At 64.3% G+C, this 15,088-nt stretch carries 15 protein-coding genes; 7 read left to right on the forward strand and 8 right to left on the reverse strand.

Annotated elements, in window-relative coordinates; genetic code table 11:
- The 4 genes from ABB26_RS18040 to ABB26_RS18055 all read left to right on the forward strand — a co-directional run.
- A partial coding sequence (locus tag ABB26_RS18040) for an energy transducer TonB (protein ID WP_057636102.1) occupies positions 1-486 on the forward strand: 486 nt, incomplete at its 5' end.
- Positions 487-572: 86 nt separating this feature from the next.
- Positions 573-1,316 (forward strand): TonB-system energizer ExbB, encoded by a 744-nt coding sequence (exbB, locus tag ABB26_RS18045; protein WP_057636103.1) that lies wholly within the window; start codon positions 573-575, stop codon positions 1,314-1,316.
- A gap of 46 nt (positions 1,317-1,362) precedes the next feature.
- Complete coding sequence (locus tag ABB26_RS18050; RefSeq protein WP_057636104.1) at positions 1,363-1,788, forward strand: ExbD/TolR family protein; 426 nt, start codon at positions 1,363-1,365, stop codon at positions 1,786-1,788.
- A 3-nt stretch (positions 1,789-1,791) separates the two neighbouring features.
- On the forward strand, positions 1,792-2,202 hold the full coding sequence (locus ABB26_RS18055) for an ExbD/TolR family protein (RefSeq protein WP_057636105.1): 411 nt from the start codon (positions 1,792-1,794) through the stop codon (positions 2,200-2,202).
- Between the two features lie 717 nt (positions 2,203-2,919).
- On the opposite strand, the gene ABB26_RS18060 is transcribed toward ABB26_RS18055, so the two are convergent.
- The 3 genes from ABB26_RS18060 to cls form a co-directional block, all read right to left on the reverse strand.
- Positions 2,920-3,687 carry a pyridoxine 5'-phosphate synthase gene (locus ABB26_RS18060; RefSeq protein ID WP_057636106.1) on the reverse strand — a complete coding sequence of 256 codons (768 nt, stop codon included), beginning with the start codon at positions 3,685-3,687 and terminating at the stop codon, positions 2,920-2,922.
- A complete protein-coding gene (locus ABB26_RS18065; RefSeq protein WP_057636107.1) occupies positions 3,684-3,968 on the reverse strand; it encodes a hypothetical protein in 285 nt (94 codons plus the stop codon). The genes ABB26_RS18060 and ABB26_RS18065 overlap by 4 nt, the downstream gene beginning before the upstream one ends.
- Positions 3,969-4,871: 903 nt before the next feature.
- Entirely contained in the window at positions 4,872-6,332 is a 1,461-nt protein-coding gene (gene cls, locus ABB26_RS18075; RefSeq protein WP_057636109.1) for a cardiolipin synthase, read from the reverse strand.
- 207 nt (positions 6,333-6,539) lie between these two features.
- Between cls and ABB26_RS18080 the strand changes: the two genes are divergently transcribed.
- Entirely contained in the window at positions 6,540-7,631 is a 1,092-nt protein-coding gene (locus tag ABB26_RS18080) for a PA0069 family radical SAM protein (protein ID WP_057636110.1), read from the forward strand.
- A 90-nt stretch (positions 7,632-7,721) separates the two neighbouring features.
- Here the strand turns inward: ABB26_RS18080 and ABB26_RS18085 are convergent, their stop codons facing one another.
- From ABB26_RS18085 to ABB26_RS18105, 5 genes are all read right to left on the reverse strand, one after another.
- Positions 7,722-8,144 carry a hypothetical protein gene (locus tag ABB26_RS18085; protein WP_152982743.1) on the reverse strand — a complete coding sequence of 141 codons (423 nt, stop codon included), beginning with the start codon at positions 8,142-8,144 and terminating at the stop codon, positions 7,722-7,724.
- Positions 8,145-8,152: 8 nt separating this feature from the next.
- Entirely contained in the window at positions 8,153-8,860 is a 708-nt protein-coding gene (locus ABB26_RS18090; protein WP_057636112.1) for a 2OG-Fe(II) oxygenase, read from the reverse strand.
- Positions 8,857-9,288, reverse strand: coding sequence for a nuclear transport factor 2 family protein (locus ABB26_RS18095; RefSeq protein ID WP_057636113.1), 432 nt, complete (start codon positions 9,286-9,288; stop codon positions 8,857-8,859). Before ABB26_RS18095 ends, ABB26_RS18090 begins: the two co-directional genes overlap by 4 nt.
- Positions 9,289-9,496: 208 nt before the next feature.
- Positions 9,497-10,510 carry a class 1 fructose-bisphosphatase gene (locus ABB26_RS18100; protein ID WP_057636114.1) on the reverse strand — a complete coding sequence of 338 codons (1,014 nt, stop codon included), beginning with the start codon at positions 10,508-10,510 and terminating at the stop codon, positions 9,497-9,499.
- Positions 10,511-11,007: 497 nt separating this feature from the next.
- Positions 11,008-12,210, reverse strand: a complete 1,203-nt coding sequence (locus tag ABB26_RS18105; RefSeq protein WP_057636115.1) for an amino acid aminotransferase — start codon at positions 12,208-12,210, stop codon at positions 11,008-11,010.
- A gap of 174 nt (positions 12,211-12,384) precedes the next feature.
- Here ABB26_RS18105 and ABB26_RS18110 point away from each other — a divergent pair, with 174 nt between their 5' ends.
- Both ABB26_RS18110 and ABB26_RS18115 read left to right on the forward strand, forming a co-directional pair.
- On the forward strand, positions 12,385-14,493 hold the full coding sequence (locus ABB26_RS18110) for a TonB-dependent receptor family protein (RefSeq protein ID WP_057636116.1): 2,109 nt from the start codon (positions 12,385-12,387) through the stop codon (positions 14,491-14,493).
- A gap of 233 nt (positions 14,494-14,726) precedes the next feature.
- Entirely contained in the window at positions 14,727-15,050 is a 324-nt protein-coding gene (locus ABB26_RS18115) for a hypothetical protein (RefSeq protein WP_057636117.1), read from the forward strand.
- Positions 15,051-15,088 lie beyond the last annotated feature (38 nt).

Below are 15,088 nucleotides of genomic sequence, written 5' to 3' on the forward strand. Positions count from 1 at the left end.
GTCGACGCACCGCCGCCGCCGCCGCCACCGCCGCCGCCGCCGCCGCCGCAGGACACACCGCCGCCGCCGGTCAAGAACCTGTCGCCGCCGAAGCCCTCGCCGCTGCCGCCGCCGCCGGAAGCCCCGGTGATCGACGTGCCGGAGCCGCGTCCCAATGACGTGGTAACCCCGCCGTCGCCGCCGTCGCCGCCGTCACCGCCGGTCGATATCCAGGCCAGCGTGGACATCTCGTCCAAGGCTATGAACCCGCCACGTTACCCGCCGGCCGCATTCCGCGCAGGTATTCAGGGTGAGGTCATCCTGATCATTGATGTCGATGCCAACGGCAACGTCACCAATGTTTCCGTCGAGAAGTCCAGCCGCAACCGCGACCTCGACCGAGCTGCTATGGAAGCGGCGCGTAAGTGGAAGTTCAACCCCGCCCAGAGCGGTGGGTCCAAGGCGGCTGGTCGCGTCCGCGTCCCGGTCAACTTTGCGCTGAGCTGATAGGCGTGGCGGCCCTTGCGGTCGCCCACCCAACAGTTCGACATTAGCAACACTCTTCAACACCACACACAACAAAGGTAAGCGTCATGCTGCAGGAAATTTTCATCGCCGCCGCTGCCGGGGGCAACGCAAACAACGCGCTCTCGCAGATGGGCTTCGAGCATCTGATCCACGAAATGACCTCCAAGCCGGGCGACTTCGCCGTCTCCTGGGTCGTGCTGATCACCCTGGTGGCGATGTCGGCAATGTCCTGGTACTGGACTGTCATCAACATCTTCCGCACCACCCGCCTGAAGTCGGCCGCTGATCGCGTGCCGGGCCTGTTCTGGGATGCCCCGAACGCCCAGGACGCCATCCGCGCCATGGAAGAACAGCCCGCTTCGGAGCCGTTCTCGAAGATCGCTCTGGACGCTGCCCAGGCCGCTGCCCACCACCAGCAGGCTGGTGCCGGCGAAACCCTGAGCCGTTCGGAATTCGTTGATCGCGCCCTGCGTCAGGCCGTGACCCGCGAATCGAACCGTCTGCAGGGCGGCATGATCCTTCTGGCCACCGTCGGTGCAACCGCTCCGTTCGTGGGTCTGCTGGGTACCGTGTGGGGCATCTACGGCGCGCTGATCAAGATCGGTGCAACCGGTTCTGCCTCGATCGACGCCGTTGCCGGCCCGGTGGGTGAAGCACTGATCATGACCGCCATCGGTCTGTTCGTGGCTATCCCGGCCGTGTTCGCCTTCAACTTCTTCAGCAAGATCAACAGCGCCACGATCAGCAAGTTCGATACGTTCGCTCACGACCTGCACGACTTCTTCGCCACTGGCTCGCGCGTTCGCTAAGCCAGTAAGCCGAGCAGTCATCGCAACGATATAGACGGAGCCCGTTATGGCTTTCAGTAGTGGCAACAGCAGCGGCCCGATGGCCGACATCAACGTGACGCCCCTTGTGGACGTGATGTTGGTGCTGCTGATCATCTTCATCATCACGGCTCCCCTGATGTCCCACAAGGTCAAGGTGGAGTTGCCCGAGGCCAACCTGATTCAGAATCCGGAAGATGCTGAAAAGCGTCCGAATCCGATCACGGTTGCCGTCAAGGAAGACGGGACGCTCTACTGGAACGACGAGAAGGTCTCCAAGGAGACCTTGGAATCGCGTTTCGCCACCGCTGCCCAGCAGACGCCGCAGCCGCCGCTGAATCTTCGTGGTGACAAGACCACCAAGATGAGCGTGATCAACGAAGTAACGAAGATCGCGCAGGGTCAGGGCATGTTGGACGTCGGTTTCGTTGCCACCAAAGTAAAGGGGCAATAAGCGATGGCATTCAGTAGTGGTGGTAACAAGGGCCCAATGGCCGACATCAACGTCACGCCCCTCGTGGACGTGATGCTGGTGCTGCTGATCATCTTCATCGTGACCGCGCCGATCATGACGTACCCGATCGCCGTGGATCTGCCGCAGCGGGTCATCAACCCGCCGCCGCAGTTGCGCGAGCCGCCGCCGCCGATTGATCTGCGTGTGGATGCGAGCAACCAGGTTTACTGGAACAACAGTCCGGTGAACGTGGGCGACCTGCAGCAGAAGATGGAAGAAGAAGTACAGAAGGATCCGACCAACCAGCCGGAACTTCGCATCGAAGCCAGCCCGGATTCGGAGTACGACGTCATGGCCAAGATTCTGGCCCAGGCGAAAAATGCTCAGATGAAGAAGATCGGTTTCGTGCAGTGACGTAACACCAAGTCATGACGCGACTGGAAGGCGCCTCCGTTACTCGGAGGCGTCTTTTTTTGTGCGTTTTTGAGGGCGAACGAAGTGGCTTGAGCAGCTTGTGGCGGTTGCCGGCGCGGCTGTGATCGCCATGGATCATCACGTTGTGGTGCTTCTTTCCTGCGCTTGCAAAGCGTGGAATGCGACCGGTGTGCGGTGGCTGGCGGAGCCGTGCGAAGCCGATCTTTGAAGGTGATGCGTGCCGGTGCGATGAAGGTGGAATGCAGACAGGGCGAGGAGCGGTTCTGCTGAGATGGAAGTAGCCAAAACGCATAGCCCTACCCCGTTGTCATTTCATCGAGAAGTCCGTCGCCGTGCATGGCTCGACGCAACGCAACAAGTGCTGTTTGCAGGGCTGTGGACAAGTTGGTTGATGCGAGCACTTGACCTGCATCGGCGGCATCGAAAAATGGCGCGGGAAGCGACGTTCCGGGTGCGCTGCGCTTGGCCGGGCCATGGATTTCCAGCTGGGTATGAATCCGCGGTTGGCCTGAAACGGTTTTCTCGGAAAGCAGGAGAATGCGCGCGGCATTTATCCACAGGTGTTTCGCTTATCCACAGCTGATCGAACGCACGCGGTTCGCGCGCGAGTGTTGCGCGCTGCCATGCATCCGCGCAGGACCACGCGCACCCACGTTGCTCAGGCAGAAGCGCTGGCGCCCTGCCCGGCTGCCTTGCTCAGCTTGCCGGGCTGTCAGCCTGGGTGATGAGTTTCAGATATTCGGTGACGGTGGTTTCCAAGCCGTCATACAGCGCTTCGCCGATCAGGGCGTGGCCGATGGACACTTCCAGGACGTCGGGAACGTGTGACAGGAAGTGGTAGAGATTGGCCTGTGACAGATCGTGGCCGGCGTTGACGCCCAGACCAGCCGCCTGCGCGCGGCGTGCGGCGGTGACGAACGGGGCCGGCGCTTGTTCCACGTTGCCGTTGGCGAAGGTTTCGGCATACGGGCCTGTGTACAACTCGACGCGGTCTGCGCCGAGTGCGGCCGCTTGTGCGATGTCGGGATTGCCGGCATCGACGAACAGGCTGACACGGCAGCCGTAACTCTTCAATTCCGCGATCAATGGGCGCAGACGTTCGCCATCGCGGGCGAAATCAAACCCGTGGTCGGAGGTCAGCTGGCCATCGCCATCGGGTACCAGCGTGGCCTGCGCCGGACGGGTCTGCTCGCACAGTTGCAGCAGGCCGGGGTAGCCCTCGCGCGGCGGCGCGAACGGGTTGCCTTCGATATTGAACTCCACGCCGTGCTGGCGGGTGAGTTCGGACAACGCGAACACATCGTCTGCCCGGATATGACGCTGATCCGGGCGCGGGTGCACGGTGATGCCGTGGGCGCCTGCGCGCAGGCAGGTCATCGCTGCACGCACGACATCCGGATCGGTGCCGCCGCGCGAGTTGCGCAGCACGGCGACCTTGTTGACGTTGACGCTGAGGCTGGTCATGGCTGTGCCGGGTCGTTCTTGCTGGTCGGGGTTTCCTGCACGTGTTGCTGCGGTGCGTTCTGGCTGCGGAGTTGATCACGCAGCGCCTGCAGTTCGGCAGGATGCAACGGCCGCGGTGCATCGCCGACGACACCGCCTACACGGGCGGCGAACAGGCCTTTTATCCACAGCACCGCGAACAACAGCGAAGCGAACAGCGACAGCACCAGCAACCACATCTGCGTTGTCGAAATGGCGAGCACGAACGCGCCGAGCGCGAGCAGCAGAAACAGCCAATACATGGACACGATCTCCCCGTAGAGGGCTGCAGTGTAACGGCGCCGGGCGCTGCTGTTCCACGTGTCATGCCACCTTTTCGAGGTGATCTGGACACCGATGCATGGCTGTATCCAGGCTTGTGCCGTCTGCCTGCCGAACCGCTACCGCTGGTCGGCGACGGCTGTGTATAACTTCATCCATCCGCCTTGGGGCGAGGCGCAACGGTGGCGGGAGGAGCCTGGCCAGGACGGGGCTGAAGGGAGTCGGGAGGCCGGTCGCAGCAAAGGGGAAATCTTCCCGATCTTCCCTGTCGGCGCGCCGCACTCCGAGCCCCGCACCTCGGACACCTAGAAGCCAGCCAGCTGTGCGGTCGGCAAGGCGGGCGACCTCGACAGAGTGCTGCAATGGCCAAGCACCGTGCATGTCAGGTGCTCCCAGAGGGGCACCTGGGCTGCAGCGCGGAGACGAGCTGTGGATAACACTGCTTTGCGGACCCGATGTGGAGGACGTTCCTGCTTGAGAAGTTGTCCACAGGAGGCTGTGGGTATTTTCAGAGCACAGCGACGGATCGAGGAACAGGCTGCTGCAACCTGTCTTTCCCGCCGTGCTTCAGAACGGAGCGACAGCGCCTCCAGCGTGACGGTGCGGAGTAAACGCCTGCCTGGCAGTTGTCCACAGAGGGATGTGGATATCTTCCACTGTGCGCCGCATGCCACCGTTGTTTGGGTTGCTGGGGACTTCGTGCGGATACCGCCCGGAGCTGGCGCCGGAAGAAAACATCCATGCTGCCGAGGCCAGCCAGTTGTCCACAGGCTGCTGTGGATATCCACGATGCAGCGCATGCGTGGGATGGCGGCCCGATTGGCACGAAAACTTGTCCACAGATGATTGTGGACAACTGAATGCTGCCAGGTTGGCGAATTGGATCAGAGCAACGGCGACGCCAGGCGGGCGAAGGCCTCGGGCAGGCGTTCACGCCACATCGAGCGATGACGGTTCAGCCGCACCTCGGTGGCGCTGTTGAACTCCTCACGCAGGATGGCCTCGAGCTCCGAAGTCAGCTTGCGGTCGTTGTACATCATCGACAGTTCGAAATTGAGGCGGAAGCTACGGTGATCGAAGTTGGCGGTGCCGACGATGCAGGTGCGGTCATCGGCGATGAACGCCTTGCTATGCAGCATGCGCGGGCCGTATTCGTAGATGCGCACGCCGGCTTCCAGCAGCTCGTCGAAATACGAGCGCGCGGCCAGGGTGACGAACCTGGAATCACTCTGCTTGGGCACCATCAGCCGTGTGTCCAGCCCACCCAGCGCGGCCGAGGTCAGCGCCATGCGTGCGGCTTCGCCAGGCACGAAGTACGGAGTCACCAGCCACACCCGCCGCTTGGCCTCCTGGATGGCGGCCACATGCAGGCGATGGATGGCTTCCCATGCCGAATCCGGCCCGGAAATCAGCACCTGCGCCTGGATGTTGCCCTGGCTGCGGGTGGGAACATTGGGCGGGAACAGGTCGTTGCGCTGGAACGCGCTGTCGGTCTGCCCGGTGGCGTAGATCCAGTCCTCCAGGAACACCAGCTGCAGGCTGTGCACGACATGGCCGCGGATACGCATGTGCAGGTCGCGGTAGGCGTTGTGGTTGCGACTGTCGTCCTCCTCGTCGGTGACGTTGATGCCGCCGGTGAAGGCTACCTCGCCGTCCACCACCACCAGCTTGCGGTGGGTGCGCAGGTTCAACCAGGGCCGCTTGAACGGCTTGAGCAGCTGCCGCGGATGGAACCAGGCCACTTCGCCACCAGCCTCCAGCAGCGGCTGCAGGAACGTTTTGCGGATGCGCGAGGAACCCACCGCATCGAGCAGCAGCCGTACCTTCACCCCGGCCCGCGCACGCTCCACCAGCGCATCGCGCATGGCGGTGCCGGCGTGGTCTGGCTCGAAGATGTAGTACTCCAGGTTCACGTGGCGCCGTGCCTGGCCGATGGCGGCGATGATGGCCGCATAGGTGGCCGCACCATCCACCAACCAGTCCACATCGGTGGCGGTGCTGGGTGCCAGCCCGGTGGTGGCCTGGCCCACTCTAGCCAGCTCGGTGCAGCGGTCATCGGGCGGACACAGGGTTTCGTAGGTGCTCATGCCCTCGCGGGAGCGGCCACGGCGCAGGCGCTGCCGCACGATTTTCTGTGGCCCGAACACGTAGAACACGAACAGGCCGATATAGGGCAATGCCGCCAGCGACAGGATCCAGCTGAGCGTGGCCACCGGCTCGCGCTTCTGCAGCACGATGTAACAGGCCAGCACCAGCAGATAAGCGACATAGGCAGCGGCCAGGATCTGGGCCAGATGGGGAATGTCGGAGAGGGTGGTCCAGAGGACGTGCAGGGCTTCGCGCATCCGCCGATTCTAGCCATGCCCGGTGACGAAGCGTGCGGGGGATAAGCGTGTGGACAACTTTTCCGGGGCAGCGTTGTCGGGCACTGCCGGTGCTGAGCAGCGGGTCGGGACGCAGTGGCTGCGGCAAGCTCAAGGCCGGCTGAAGCCGATTCCCGCTGAATACGGCCCGTCGCGGCATCTGCGACCAGCGCGCGGTAGCGTAGGCGAATGCCTACACCGATCAAGGGCCGCGGTGCCTCCAGTCACCTCGCCGGCCGTTTTGAAACCCAGATAGCCGAAGCCGTCCATGACGGTTGGTCGGTGGACGAGAGCGAGGAATTTGCCGAGCCCCGCCTGCGTACCGACGTGCGCCCGGAAACCGCGCGCAGCATCATCAGCCGCAACAACTCGCCGGACGTGGGCTTCAGCCAGTCGGTCAATCCCTATCGGGGCTGCGAGCATGGCTGTTCGTACTGTTTTGCGCGCCCTACGCACGCCTACCTGAACCTGTCGCCGGGGCTGGATTTCGAAACCAAGATCTTCGCCAAGACCAACGCCGCCGAGGTACTGCGTCGCGAACTGGCCAAACCGGGCTACGTGCCGCAGCCGATCGCGCTGGGCATCAACACCGATGCCTACCAGCCGATCGAACGCAAGCTGGGCATCACCCGTCAGTTGATCGAAGTGATGCAGGAAACCCGGCATCCGTTTTCGCTGATCACCAAGAATGCGTTGGTTGAACGCGACATCGACCTGCTGGCACCGCTGGCCGAACAGCAACTGGTGAGCGTGCACTTCTCGGTGACCTCGCTGGACTCGCACCTGTCGGCAAAGCTGGAACCGCGTGCGTCCGCACCGCATGCCCGCCTGCGCGCGATGCGCCGGCTGAGTGATGCAGGCATTCCAGTCGGGGTGATGGTGGCGCCGGTGATTCCGTGGATCAATGACGCGGAACTGGAAGCGGTGCTGGAAGCATCGCGCGATGCCGGTGCCAGCAGCGCCGGTTACGTGCTGCTGCGCCTGCCGTATGAAGTGGCGCCGCTGTTCCGCGATTGGTTGCAGGCACATTATCCACAGCGCGCCGAGCACGTGATGAGCACCATCAATCAGCTGCGTGGCGGCAAGGATTACGACAGCCAGTTCGGCAAGCGCATGCGTGGCGAAGGTGTGTATGCAGAGCTGTTGGCCAACCGCTTCAAGCTCGCCAGCAAGCGGCTGGGGTTCAATGCATCCCGCCAGCAATGGCCCTGGTTGGATTGCAGCAAGTTCGTCGCACCGCTGCCGCCGAAGAAGCCGTCGCTGCAGGGCGAGTTGTTCTAGCGACTATGGAAGTGCCGAGCGGTTCCCGGCATTGATCCTCACGCACAGCTTCAGCGGAGCGAGGCTCCGTTCCACCGGCGTTGCTGTTGCTCAGGATGCGAGCCTCATCTGTGCCACGCAGAGGCTGCCCGGCCACTGTGCCAGGTGTCCTTGGGACTTCTGCGTGTAGATCCCGGTTAGCAGGACGTGGGCTTCTCCGTCGAAAAAGGGAGAAATGCCGTCTACCCATATGCCTTGGCTGAAGTCAGCCGTGTACGGGTCGACGCCGGCATGCTGATACAGCGCCGAGTGCTCAAAGACCGGACGGTAATAGCCCGAAACGGTGACCGCCCTGCCCTCATACCTGTGCCCATTGCTGATCAGTTCGCCCAGGTCAACGGATTGAGGAACGCCGATGTGACGCTCGCAGAAACTGTTCACCGTGGGTACCGCAGATTCTGAAACCGCAGTGGATGAGGGGCAGCTGCAGGCAGGCAACAGCAGGAACAACGCGGAGAGCAATGCGGCTTTCATGTCCTGCCTCACCCCGCTGTCTGGCCATACAACCGCTGCGCCGACTGGAACAGAATCCAACTCGTCGCGATGAACTTGTCCCCAGCTTGCGGGCGATTGCCGCGATGGGTGTGGGTGAACGCAGTCGGTGCGATCAACAGGCTGCCGGTGCGTGGCGCCACCTTGCGCTGCTGGAACAGGAATTCGGTTTCGCCTTCGTTGAAGTCGTCGTTGAGGTACAGCGTCCACAGCAGATGGCGGTGCAGGGTTTCGCCGCCGGGATCACGCGGGAACAGCTCGCAGTGCCAATACGGATAGCCGCCCTCGCCTGCCGCATACCACTGCAGGTTGATCGCACCGGGGCGCAGGCAGGTACGCGCCAGTTCGACCAGCGCGGCGTCGTCCATGCCGGGGAAATCGTCTGCGGCCAGTCGCCGTGGCTGGCCGTCGCTGGCTTCGACCTGCAGCATCAGCGGCGAAATCAGAACCTGTGGATAACGCCGTAGATAACGCAGCAGTCCGGAGAACACCGCCTGTTGCAGACGTTGTTCGACCTCAAGCCATTGCGCATTGCCACTGATGCGCAGGTCGCGGCTGCGCTTGAGCTCCGGATGTACGCCGCCGCCGACCTGGCCCGGCTGCAGCTGCGTGCTCTGCTGCATGCGCTGCACGATGGCCGCGCAGTCTGCACTGGACAGTGCCGCGTCGTAGACCTCGATGAAATCCACTGCGCTCATGGGGCGGCTTCGGCCAGACGTGAGGAATGCGAGGCCACCATCTGCCAGTGCCCGTCGCGCTGCACCCACACGCGGGTGAAGCGGAAGCGGCCTTCCCAGGGTTTGCCGTCGCTGACTGCCGCCTGCACGCTGGTGCCGGTGATCACCGCGGTGTCGCCATAACGGCGGACCTGCACGTCTTCGTTGTCGATGCGGGTATTGCGACGCTGGCGCGTGGCCAGCTCCTGCAGGTAGTCGGCCTTGTGCTGGATGCGGCCATCGGAATGGGTGAGCAGCCAGTCGTCGGCGAGCAACGGTGCCAAGGCCTGTGCGTCGCCATGCAGGCGCAGGCGGTTCCAGTCGGTGTCGGCTTGTTCCAGTGTCGGTGGGCTTTGCGCCCAGCCCATGCAGGGAGCCAGCAACAGCAGTACGGCGGTCAGCAGGCGCATTGGCAGGCACTCCCGGGAACTGCCGCCGATGGTGGCGCGAATGGCGCCGGCTGTGTAGTGCCGTGTTGAGCTTGACGGGCAACTGAGAAGCGAAGAGCGCCCTCACCCCAACCCCTCTCCCGCCACAGCGGGAGAGGGGCTTAAGCCGAAGCCGAAGCAGAAGCCCAAGCCAAAGCCGAAGCCGAAGCCGAAGCCGAAGCCGAAGCGATCAGGCTTTGGCGTCGTGCTCGCGGTGGTAGCGGGTCGCTTCAGCCACTTCGTTCTTCGAGCCGAGGAACACCGGCACGCGCTGGTGCAGCTGGTCCGGGGCGATGTCGAGGATGCGCTCGCGGCCGTTGGTGGCGGCGCCACCGGCCTGCTCGACCAGCAGCGACATCGGGTTGGCTTCGTACATCAGGCGCAGCTTGCCGGCCTTGGACGGATCCTTCTTGTCCCATGGATAGATGAAGATGCCACCGCGGGTCAGGATGCGGTGCACGTCGGCCACCATCGAGGCGATCCAGCGCATGTTGAAGTTCTTGCCACGCGCGCCTTCCTTGCCGGCCAGCAGATCGGCCACATAGCCCTGCATCGGCGCTTCCCAGTGGCGCTGGTTGGACATGTTGATGGCGAACTCCTGGGTGTCCGCCGGCACCTGCATGCCGCGCTGGGTCAGCACGAACTCGCCGGTTTCACGGTCCAGGGTGAAGGCATGGGTGCCGTGGCCCACGGTCAGCACCAGCATCGTGCTCGGCCCGTAGATGCAGTAACCGGCCGCCACCTGCTGGGTGCCGGCCTGCAGGAAGTGTTCATCCCCAGGCTTATCCACACCCTTGGGCGCACGCAGCACCGAGAAAATGGTGCCCACCGAGACGTTGACGTCGATGTTGGAGCTGCCATCCAGCGGATCGAACAGCAGCAGGAAATCACCCTGTGGATATTCCGACGGCACCAGCTGGCTGTGGTCCATCTCCTCCGAGGCGCAGGCGGCAAGATGACCACCCCAGGCGTTGGCTTCGAGCAGGATCTCATTGGAGATCACGTCCAGTTTCTTCTGCGCCTCGCCCTGCACGTTGCCGGTGCCGGCATCGCCCAGCACGCCGCCGAGGGCGCCCTTGCTCACTGCGATCGAGATGCTGGTGCAGGCGCGCGCCACCACCGCCACCAACTGGCGCAGATCGGCGTTGATGCGCTGGGCGTGCTGTTCTTCGATCAGAAAACGGGTGAGCGACGTACGGGACATGGACGGGAGCTACCTTCAGACGAAAGGGGCGCTATTGTCGCGGGTTGTCCGTTTTTTTACGAGGCGATGACCTTGGGTTGTCCTGTTAGGGACAGGATTGGTCATGGGAGTTTGCGGTGCTGTTGGCGCGTGGCGTGGTTTTTATCCACAGGCGTGCCAGCGTTGATCGGGGAAGCGAAGCACACCGGGGCTGCTGCTGTGGATAACTCATGTGGCTTGGATGGACAAGGCTGGGCCTGCCTGGCGTTCCGGGCGCACTGTGCTGACCCGAACGATGGCAAGGTGATCTGGGAGCGCGGCGAAAGGGATATCCACAGCGGGCTGTGGATAAAAGCCAGGTACTGAATCCTCCCGGCCCTCCCCTTCGCCTACGGCGCAAGGCTGCGGCGCTTCTGTCGTGTTATCCACAACCTCATCCCGCAGACCCGATTCCAAACCCCCAAAACACAGAAGCCCGGGTTTCCCCGGGCCTCTGTTTACATCGACGCTACGACCAATCAGCCGCGGCTGACGTCGTAGACGGCCTTGGCGACGTAGTCCAGGTTCTTCTGGCTCAGCGCGGCCACGCAGATGCGGCCAGTGCCGACGGCGTAGATGCCGTAATCGTCACGCAGCGTGTCCACCTGGGCCTTGCTCAGGCCGGAGTAGGAGAACATGCCGGCCTGCTGCTGGATGAAGCCGAATTCCGGCGCGCCCAGGGCGGCCAGCTTCTGCACCATGCCGGCACGCAGGGCGTGAATGCGCTCGCGCATTTCGGTCAGCTCGGCTTCCCACACGCCACGCAGCTCAGCGCTGCCCAGCACGCCGGCCACCAGGGCCGCGCCATGGGTGGATGGGCTGGAGTAGATGGTGCGGATGATGCGCTTGACCTGCGACTGCACGGCCTTGGTCGACGCCGCATCCGGGCCCACCACCGACAACGCACCGACGCGCTCGCCGTACAGCGAGAACGACTTGGAGTACGAATTGGCGACGATGAAGCTGTCGATGCCGGCCTCGGCAATGATGCGCACGGCCTGACCGTCCTGCGCGATGCCCTTGTCGAAGCCCTGGTAGGCCATGTCGATGAAGGGGAACAGCTGGCGGTCCTTCAGCAGCGCGGCAACCTGCTTCCACTGCTCGGTGCTCAGGTCGGCGCCGGTCGGGTTGTGGCAGCAGGCGTGCAGCAGCACGACCGAGCCGGGCTGCAGCTTCTGCAGATCGGCCAGCATGCCGGCGAAGTTCAGCCCGTGGCTGGCGTCGTCGTAATAGGTGTAATCGACCACGTCAAAACCGGCGGCACCGAATACGGCGCGGTGGTTTTCCCAGCTGGGGTTGCTGATGGCGATGGTGGCGTGCGGCAGCAGGCGCTTGAGCAGGTCGGCACCGATGCGCAGTGCGCCACTGCCGCCGATGGTCTGCGAGGTGGCAACGCGGCCAGCGGCCAGCAGGTCCGAACCCTCGCCGAACACCAGCTTCTGGGTGGCCAGGGTGTAGGCCGGCAGGCCGTCGATGGGCAGGTAACCGCGCGGCTTGCCCTCGGCCACCAACTGCTGCTCGTACTGTTTGACGGCGCGCAGCAGCGGAATACGGCCGCTCTCGTCGTAGTAGATGCCAACGCCAAGATTGACCTTGGTCGGGCGGCTGTCAGCGTTGTAAGCCTCGGTCAGACCCAGAATCGGGTCGCCAGGAACCTGTTCGACGTTTGCAAAGAAGGACACGGCGGTACTCGTATCAGTGGCGGGGAGTGGGGGTGTTCGGCGCGGAAGGTACAAGCGGCGGCCAGAACCGCAACATCGTAGCAGGGCTGGACGCCGCTGGCCGCAGGGGTTTCAGGTGGAACTTCGCCCGCCCGCCCGATGCGGCTGGCACGCCGTTTCGGCGATCATGGCGCGATGGGACCATGTAAACGCTTTTTCGCTGTTTTCGGCTTGCTGCTGGGCCTGCCCACGCAGGCCGCCGAGCCAGTGCCTGTCACGCTGGGCACCGTGCAGGTGCAGGTCGCCAAGGTGCACGCGGTGGCCGATTTCGACCTGCCCGCTTCCACCACCACGGTGGATACCGACGGCAACGGCCGGGGTGCGCTGATATCCGAGGCGCTGGGTGGTGTGCCGGGGCTACTGGCACGTGAACGGCAGAATTTCGCGCAGGATACGCAGCTGTCGATACGCGGATTTGGTGCGCGTTCCACCTTCGGCGTGCGCGGCGTGCGCCTGCTGGTGGATGGGGTTCCGGCGACGATGCCTGACGGGCAGGGCCAGCTGTCGCATTTCAACCTGCTCGGTGCCGAGCGTATCGAGGTGCTGCGCGGGCCGTTCTCGGCGTTGTACGGCAACTCTTCTGGTGGCGTACTGCAGTTATGGAGCGCTGACGGCCAGCGCGGCGATCCGTGGCGGTTGCGCAGCAGCTACGGCAGCAACAACAGCATCAGCACCGGTGTGCAGCTCAAGGGCCAGGCAGCGGCCATGCACTACAACGTGGCGGCCAACCACTTCCGCACCGATGGCTGGCGCGACCACAGCGCGGCACGGCGCGAGTCGCTCACGGCCCGCCTGGGTTTCGACCTTGCACCGGGCCAGCGTCTGGATCTGTTGATCAACGCATTTGATGCGCCACATGCGCAGGACCCGCTGGGCCTGAGCCGCGAGCAGGTGCGCGCCAACCCGCATCAGGCCACTGCCGTTGCCGGCCAGTACAACACCCGCAAATCGGTGCGGCAGGCGCAGGCCGGCGCGGTCTACACGCTCGACCGCGAGCGCCAGACCTGGCGCCTGATGGGCTACGCCGGGCAGCGCGCGGTCGAGCAGTTCCTGGCGATTCCGCCGGGGCCGCAGAACAGCCCGCTGCATTCCGGTGGCGTGATCGACCTGGACAGCGATTACGGTGGCATCGACGCGCGCTGGGCCTGGCACGGCGCGTTGGCCGGCAAACCGCTGGAACTGGTGATGGGGGCCAATGCCGACCGCCAGCGGCAGGATCGCACCGGCTACGAGAACTTCGTCGGCGACACGTTGGGCATCAAGGGCCGCCTGCGTCGCGATCAGCGCGACCGGGTGGAGAACATCGACCAGTTCGTGCAGGCCTGGTGGCAGTTCAGCCCGCGCTGGTCGGCGCTGGTGGGCGCGCGGCACAGCCAGGTGCGGTTCCGCTCCGACGACCGCTACATCACCCCCGGCAACCCGGATGACAGCGGGCGCCGCGACTATTCGGCGACCACGCCGGTGGCCGGCCTGGTGTTCCGCGCCAATGACGACCTGCGCCTTTACGCCTCGGCCGGACGCGGCTTTGAAACCCCTACCTTCAACGAGCTGGGTTACCGCGCCGACGGTGGTGCCGGGCTGGCGCTGGATCTGTCACCGGCACTGAGCCGCAACTACGAGCTGGGCGGCAAATGGCGGGCGCAGAACGGTGCGCGGCTGGAGCTGGCGCTGTTCCGGGCTGACACCGACGATGAACTGGCCGTGGCCCGCAACAGCGGTGGCCGCAGCAGCTTCCGCAACATCGGCGCCACCCGCCGCCAGGGCGTGGAACTGGGTTGGTGGCAACCGCTGCCCAACGACCAGCACCTGCAGCTGGCGTGGACCTGGCTGCAGGCCACGGTGCGCGAGGGCTACCTGACCTGCACCGGCCTGCCCGCCCCCTGTACCGTGCCGCTCAACCCGGTTGCGCCTGGCACACGCCTGCCGGGTGTACCGCGACAACAGCTGAGCGCGCGCTGGCAATGGCAGCCGGGGGCCTGGCAATGGGCGGCCGAAATGGTGGCCGCCAGCGACATCGGCGTCAGTGACCTGGGCGATACCCGCGCACCCGGCTATGGACTGCTGAACCTGGAAGTGGCGCGCGAATGGAACACCGCACGCGGCCCGCTGCGGTTGTTTGCGCGTGTGGATAACCTGCTGGACCAGCGCTACATCGGTTCGGTCATCGTCAACGACGGCAACCAGCGCTACTACGAGCCGGGTCCGGATCGGGCGTATTCGGCCGGATTGCAGTGGGCGTGGTAACGGGCCAATGGACGGTAGCGAGGCGTGAGTGATGAGCGAAGGCAATGCCTCCTCTTCTCGTTTTCCGCACAGCACGGCAAGGGGTTTCACCGTTGTGTAACGGACGTATCACAGGCAGCTGACGGGGCCGGGGGTAACTGTGTCCCCCCAGCAGAGAGGTTAGTGCCATGTTCCGTCTCGACCGTACTGAGAACCGGGCCCCGCCCTCACTGTTCAGTGCCGATCCCTCGGTGATGCGGCGTGGGCGCCTGAACCGCAGCAAGCACGATGCCGGTGAGGTCGCACAGGACTTCGTGCAGTACAGCCTGGATGACTATGCCCGTCGACGGCGGGGTGCCCAGCGTTGGCGTGATCTGCAGCCGGCCTATGCGTTTGCTCTGGTGACCCATGCTGCGGATTGGCCGCGCGGCAATGCCGATACCGAAGTGGAGCTGGCCGAGCATTGGGAACAATCACGCGGGGAATCACGCTTGCGCTGGGAACAGGTGCGCGGGGTGATCGAGGATGCGTGGCTGGCGCTGGATCGCATGCCGATTGCGGCGGTGCATGTGCGTTAGGTGCAACCACAACTGCCAACTGCACCCTCCCCCAACCC

It is taken from the genome of Stenotrophomonas humi, assembly GCF_001431415.1.
Taxonomy (GTDB): Bacteria; Pseudomonadota; Gammaproteobacteria; order Xanthomonadales; family Xanthomonadaceae; genus Stenotrophomonas; species Stenotrophomonas humi.

Excerpts from the sequence above, each read along its gene's own strand:
- ABB26_RS18095 (WP_057636113.1), bottom strand. The coding sequence starts at position 9,288 with ATGCGCCTGCTGACCGCCGTACTGCTGTTGCTGGCTCCCTGCATGGGC.
- ABB26_RS18085 (WP_152982743.1), bottom strand. The coding sequence starts at position 8,144 with ATGAAAGCCGCATTGCTCTCCGCGTTGTTCCTGCTGTTGCCTGCCTGC.
- ABB26_RS18115 (WP_057636117.1), top strand. The coding sequence starts at position 14,727 with ATGCGGCGTGGGCGCCTGAACCGCAGCAAGCACGATGCCGGTGAGGTC.
- ABB26_RS18065 (WP_057636107.1), bottom strand. The coding sequence starts at position 3,968 with ATGTATTGGCTGTTTCTGCTGCTCGCGCTCGGCGCGTTCGTGCTCGCC.
- ABB26_RS18060 (WP_057636106.1), bottom strand. The coding sequence starts at position 3,687 with ATGACCAGCCTCAGCGTCAACGTCAACAAGGTCGCCGTGCTGCGCAAC.
- ABB26_RS18080 (WP_057636110.1), top strand. The coding sequence starts at position 6,540 with ATGCCTACACCGATCAAGGGCCGCGGTGCCTCCAGTCACCTCGCCGGC.
- cls (WP_057636109.1), bottom strand. The coding sequence starts at position 6,332 with ATGCGCGAAGCCCTGCACGTCCTCTGGACCACCCTCTCCGACATTCCC.
- ABB26_RS18050 (WP_057636104.1), top strand. The coding sequence starts at position 1,363 with ATGGCTTTCAGTAGTGGCAACAGCAGCGGCCCGATGGCCGACATCAAC.
- ABB26_RS18110 (WP_057636116.1), top strand. The coding sequence starts at position 12,385 with ATGGGACCATGTAAACGCTTTTTCGCTGTTTTCGGCTTGCTGCTGGGC.
- ABB26_RS18100 (WP_057636114.1), bottom strand. The coding sequence starts at position 10,510 with ATGTCCCGTACGTCGCTCACCCGTTTTCTGATCGAAGAACAGCACGCC.
- ABB26_RS18055 (WP_057636105.1), top strand. The coding sequence starts at position 1,792 with ATGGCATTCAGTAGTGGTGGTAACAAGGGCCCAATGGCCGACATCAAC.
- ABB26_RS18090 (WP_057636112.1), bottom strand. The coding sequence starts at position 8,860 with ATGAGCGCAGTGGATTTCATCGAGGTCTACGACGCGGCACTGTCCAGT.
- exbB (WP_057636103.1), top strand. The coding sequence starts at position 573 with ATGCTGCAGGAAATTTTCATCGCCGCCGCTGCCGGGGGCAACGCAAAC.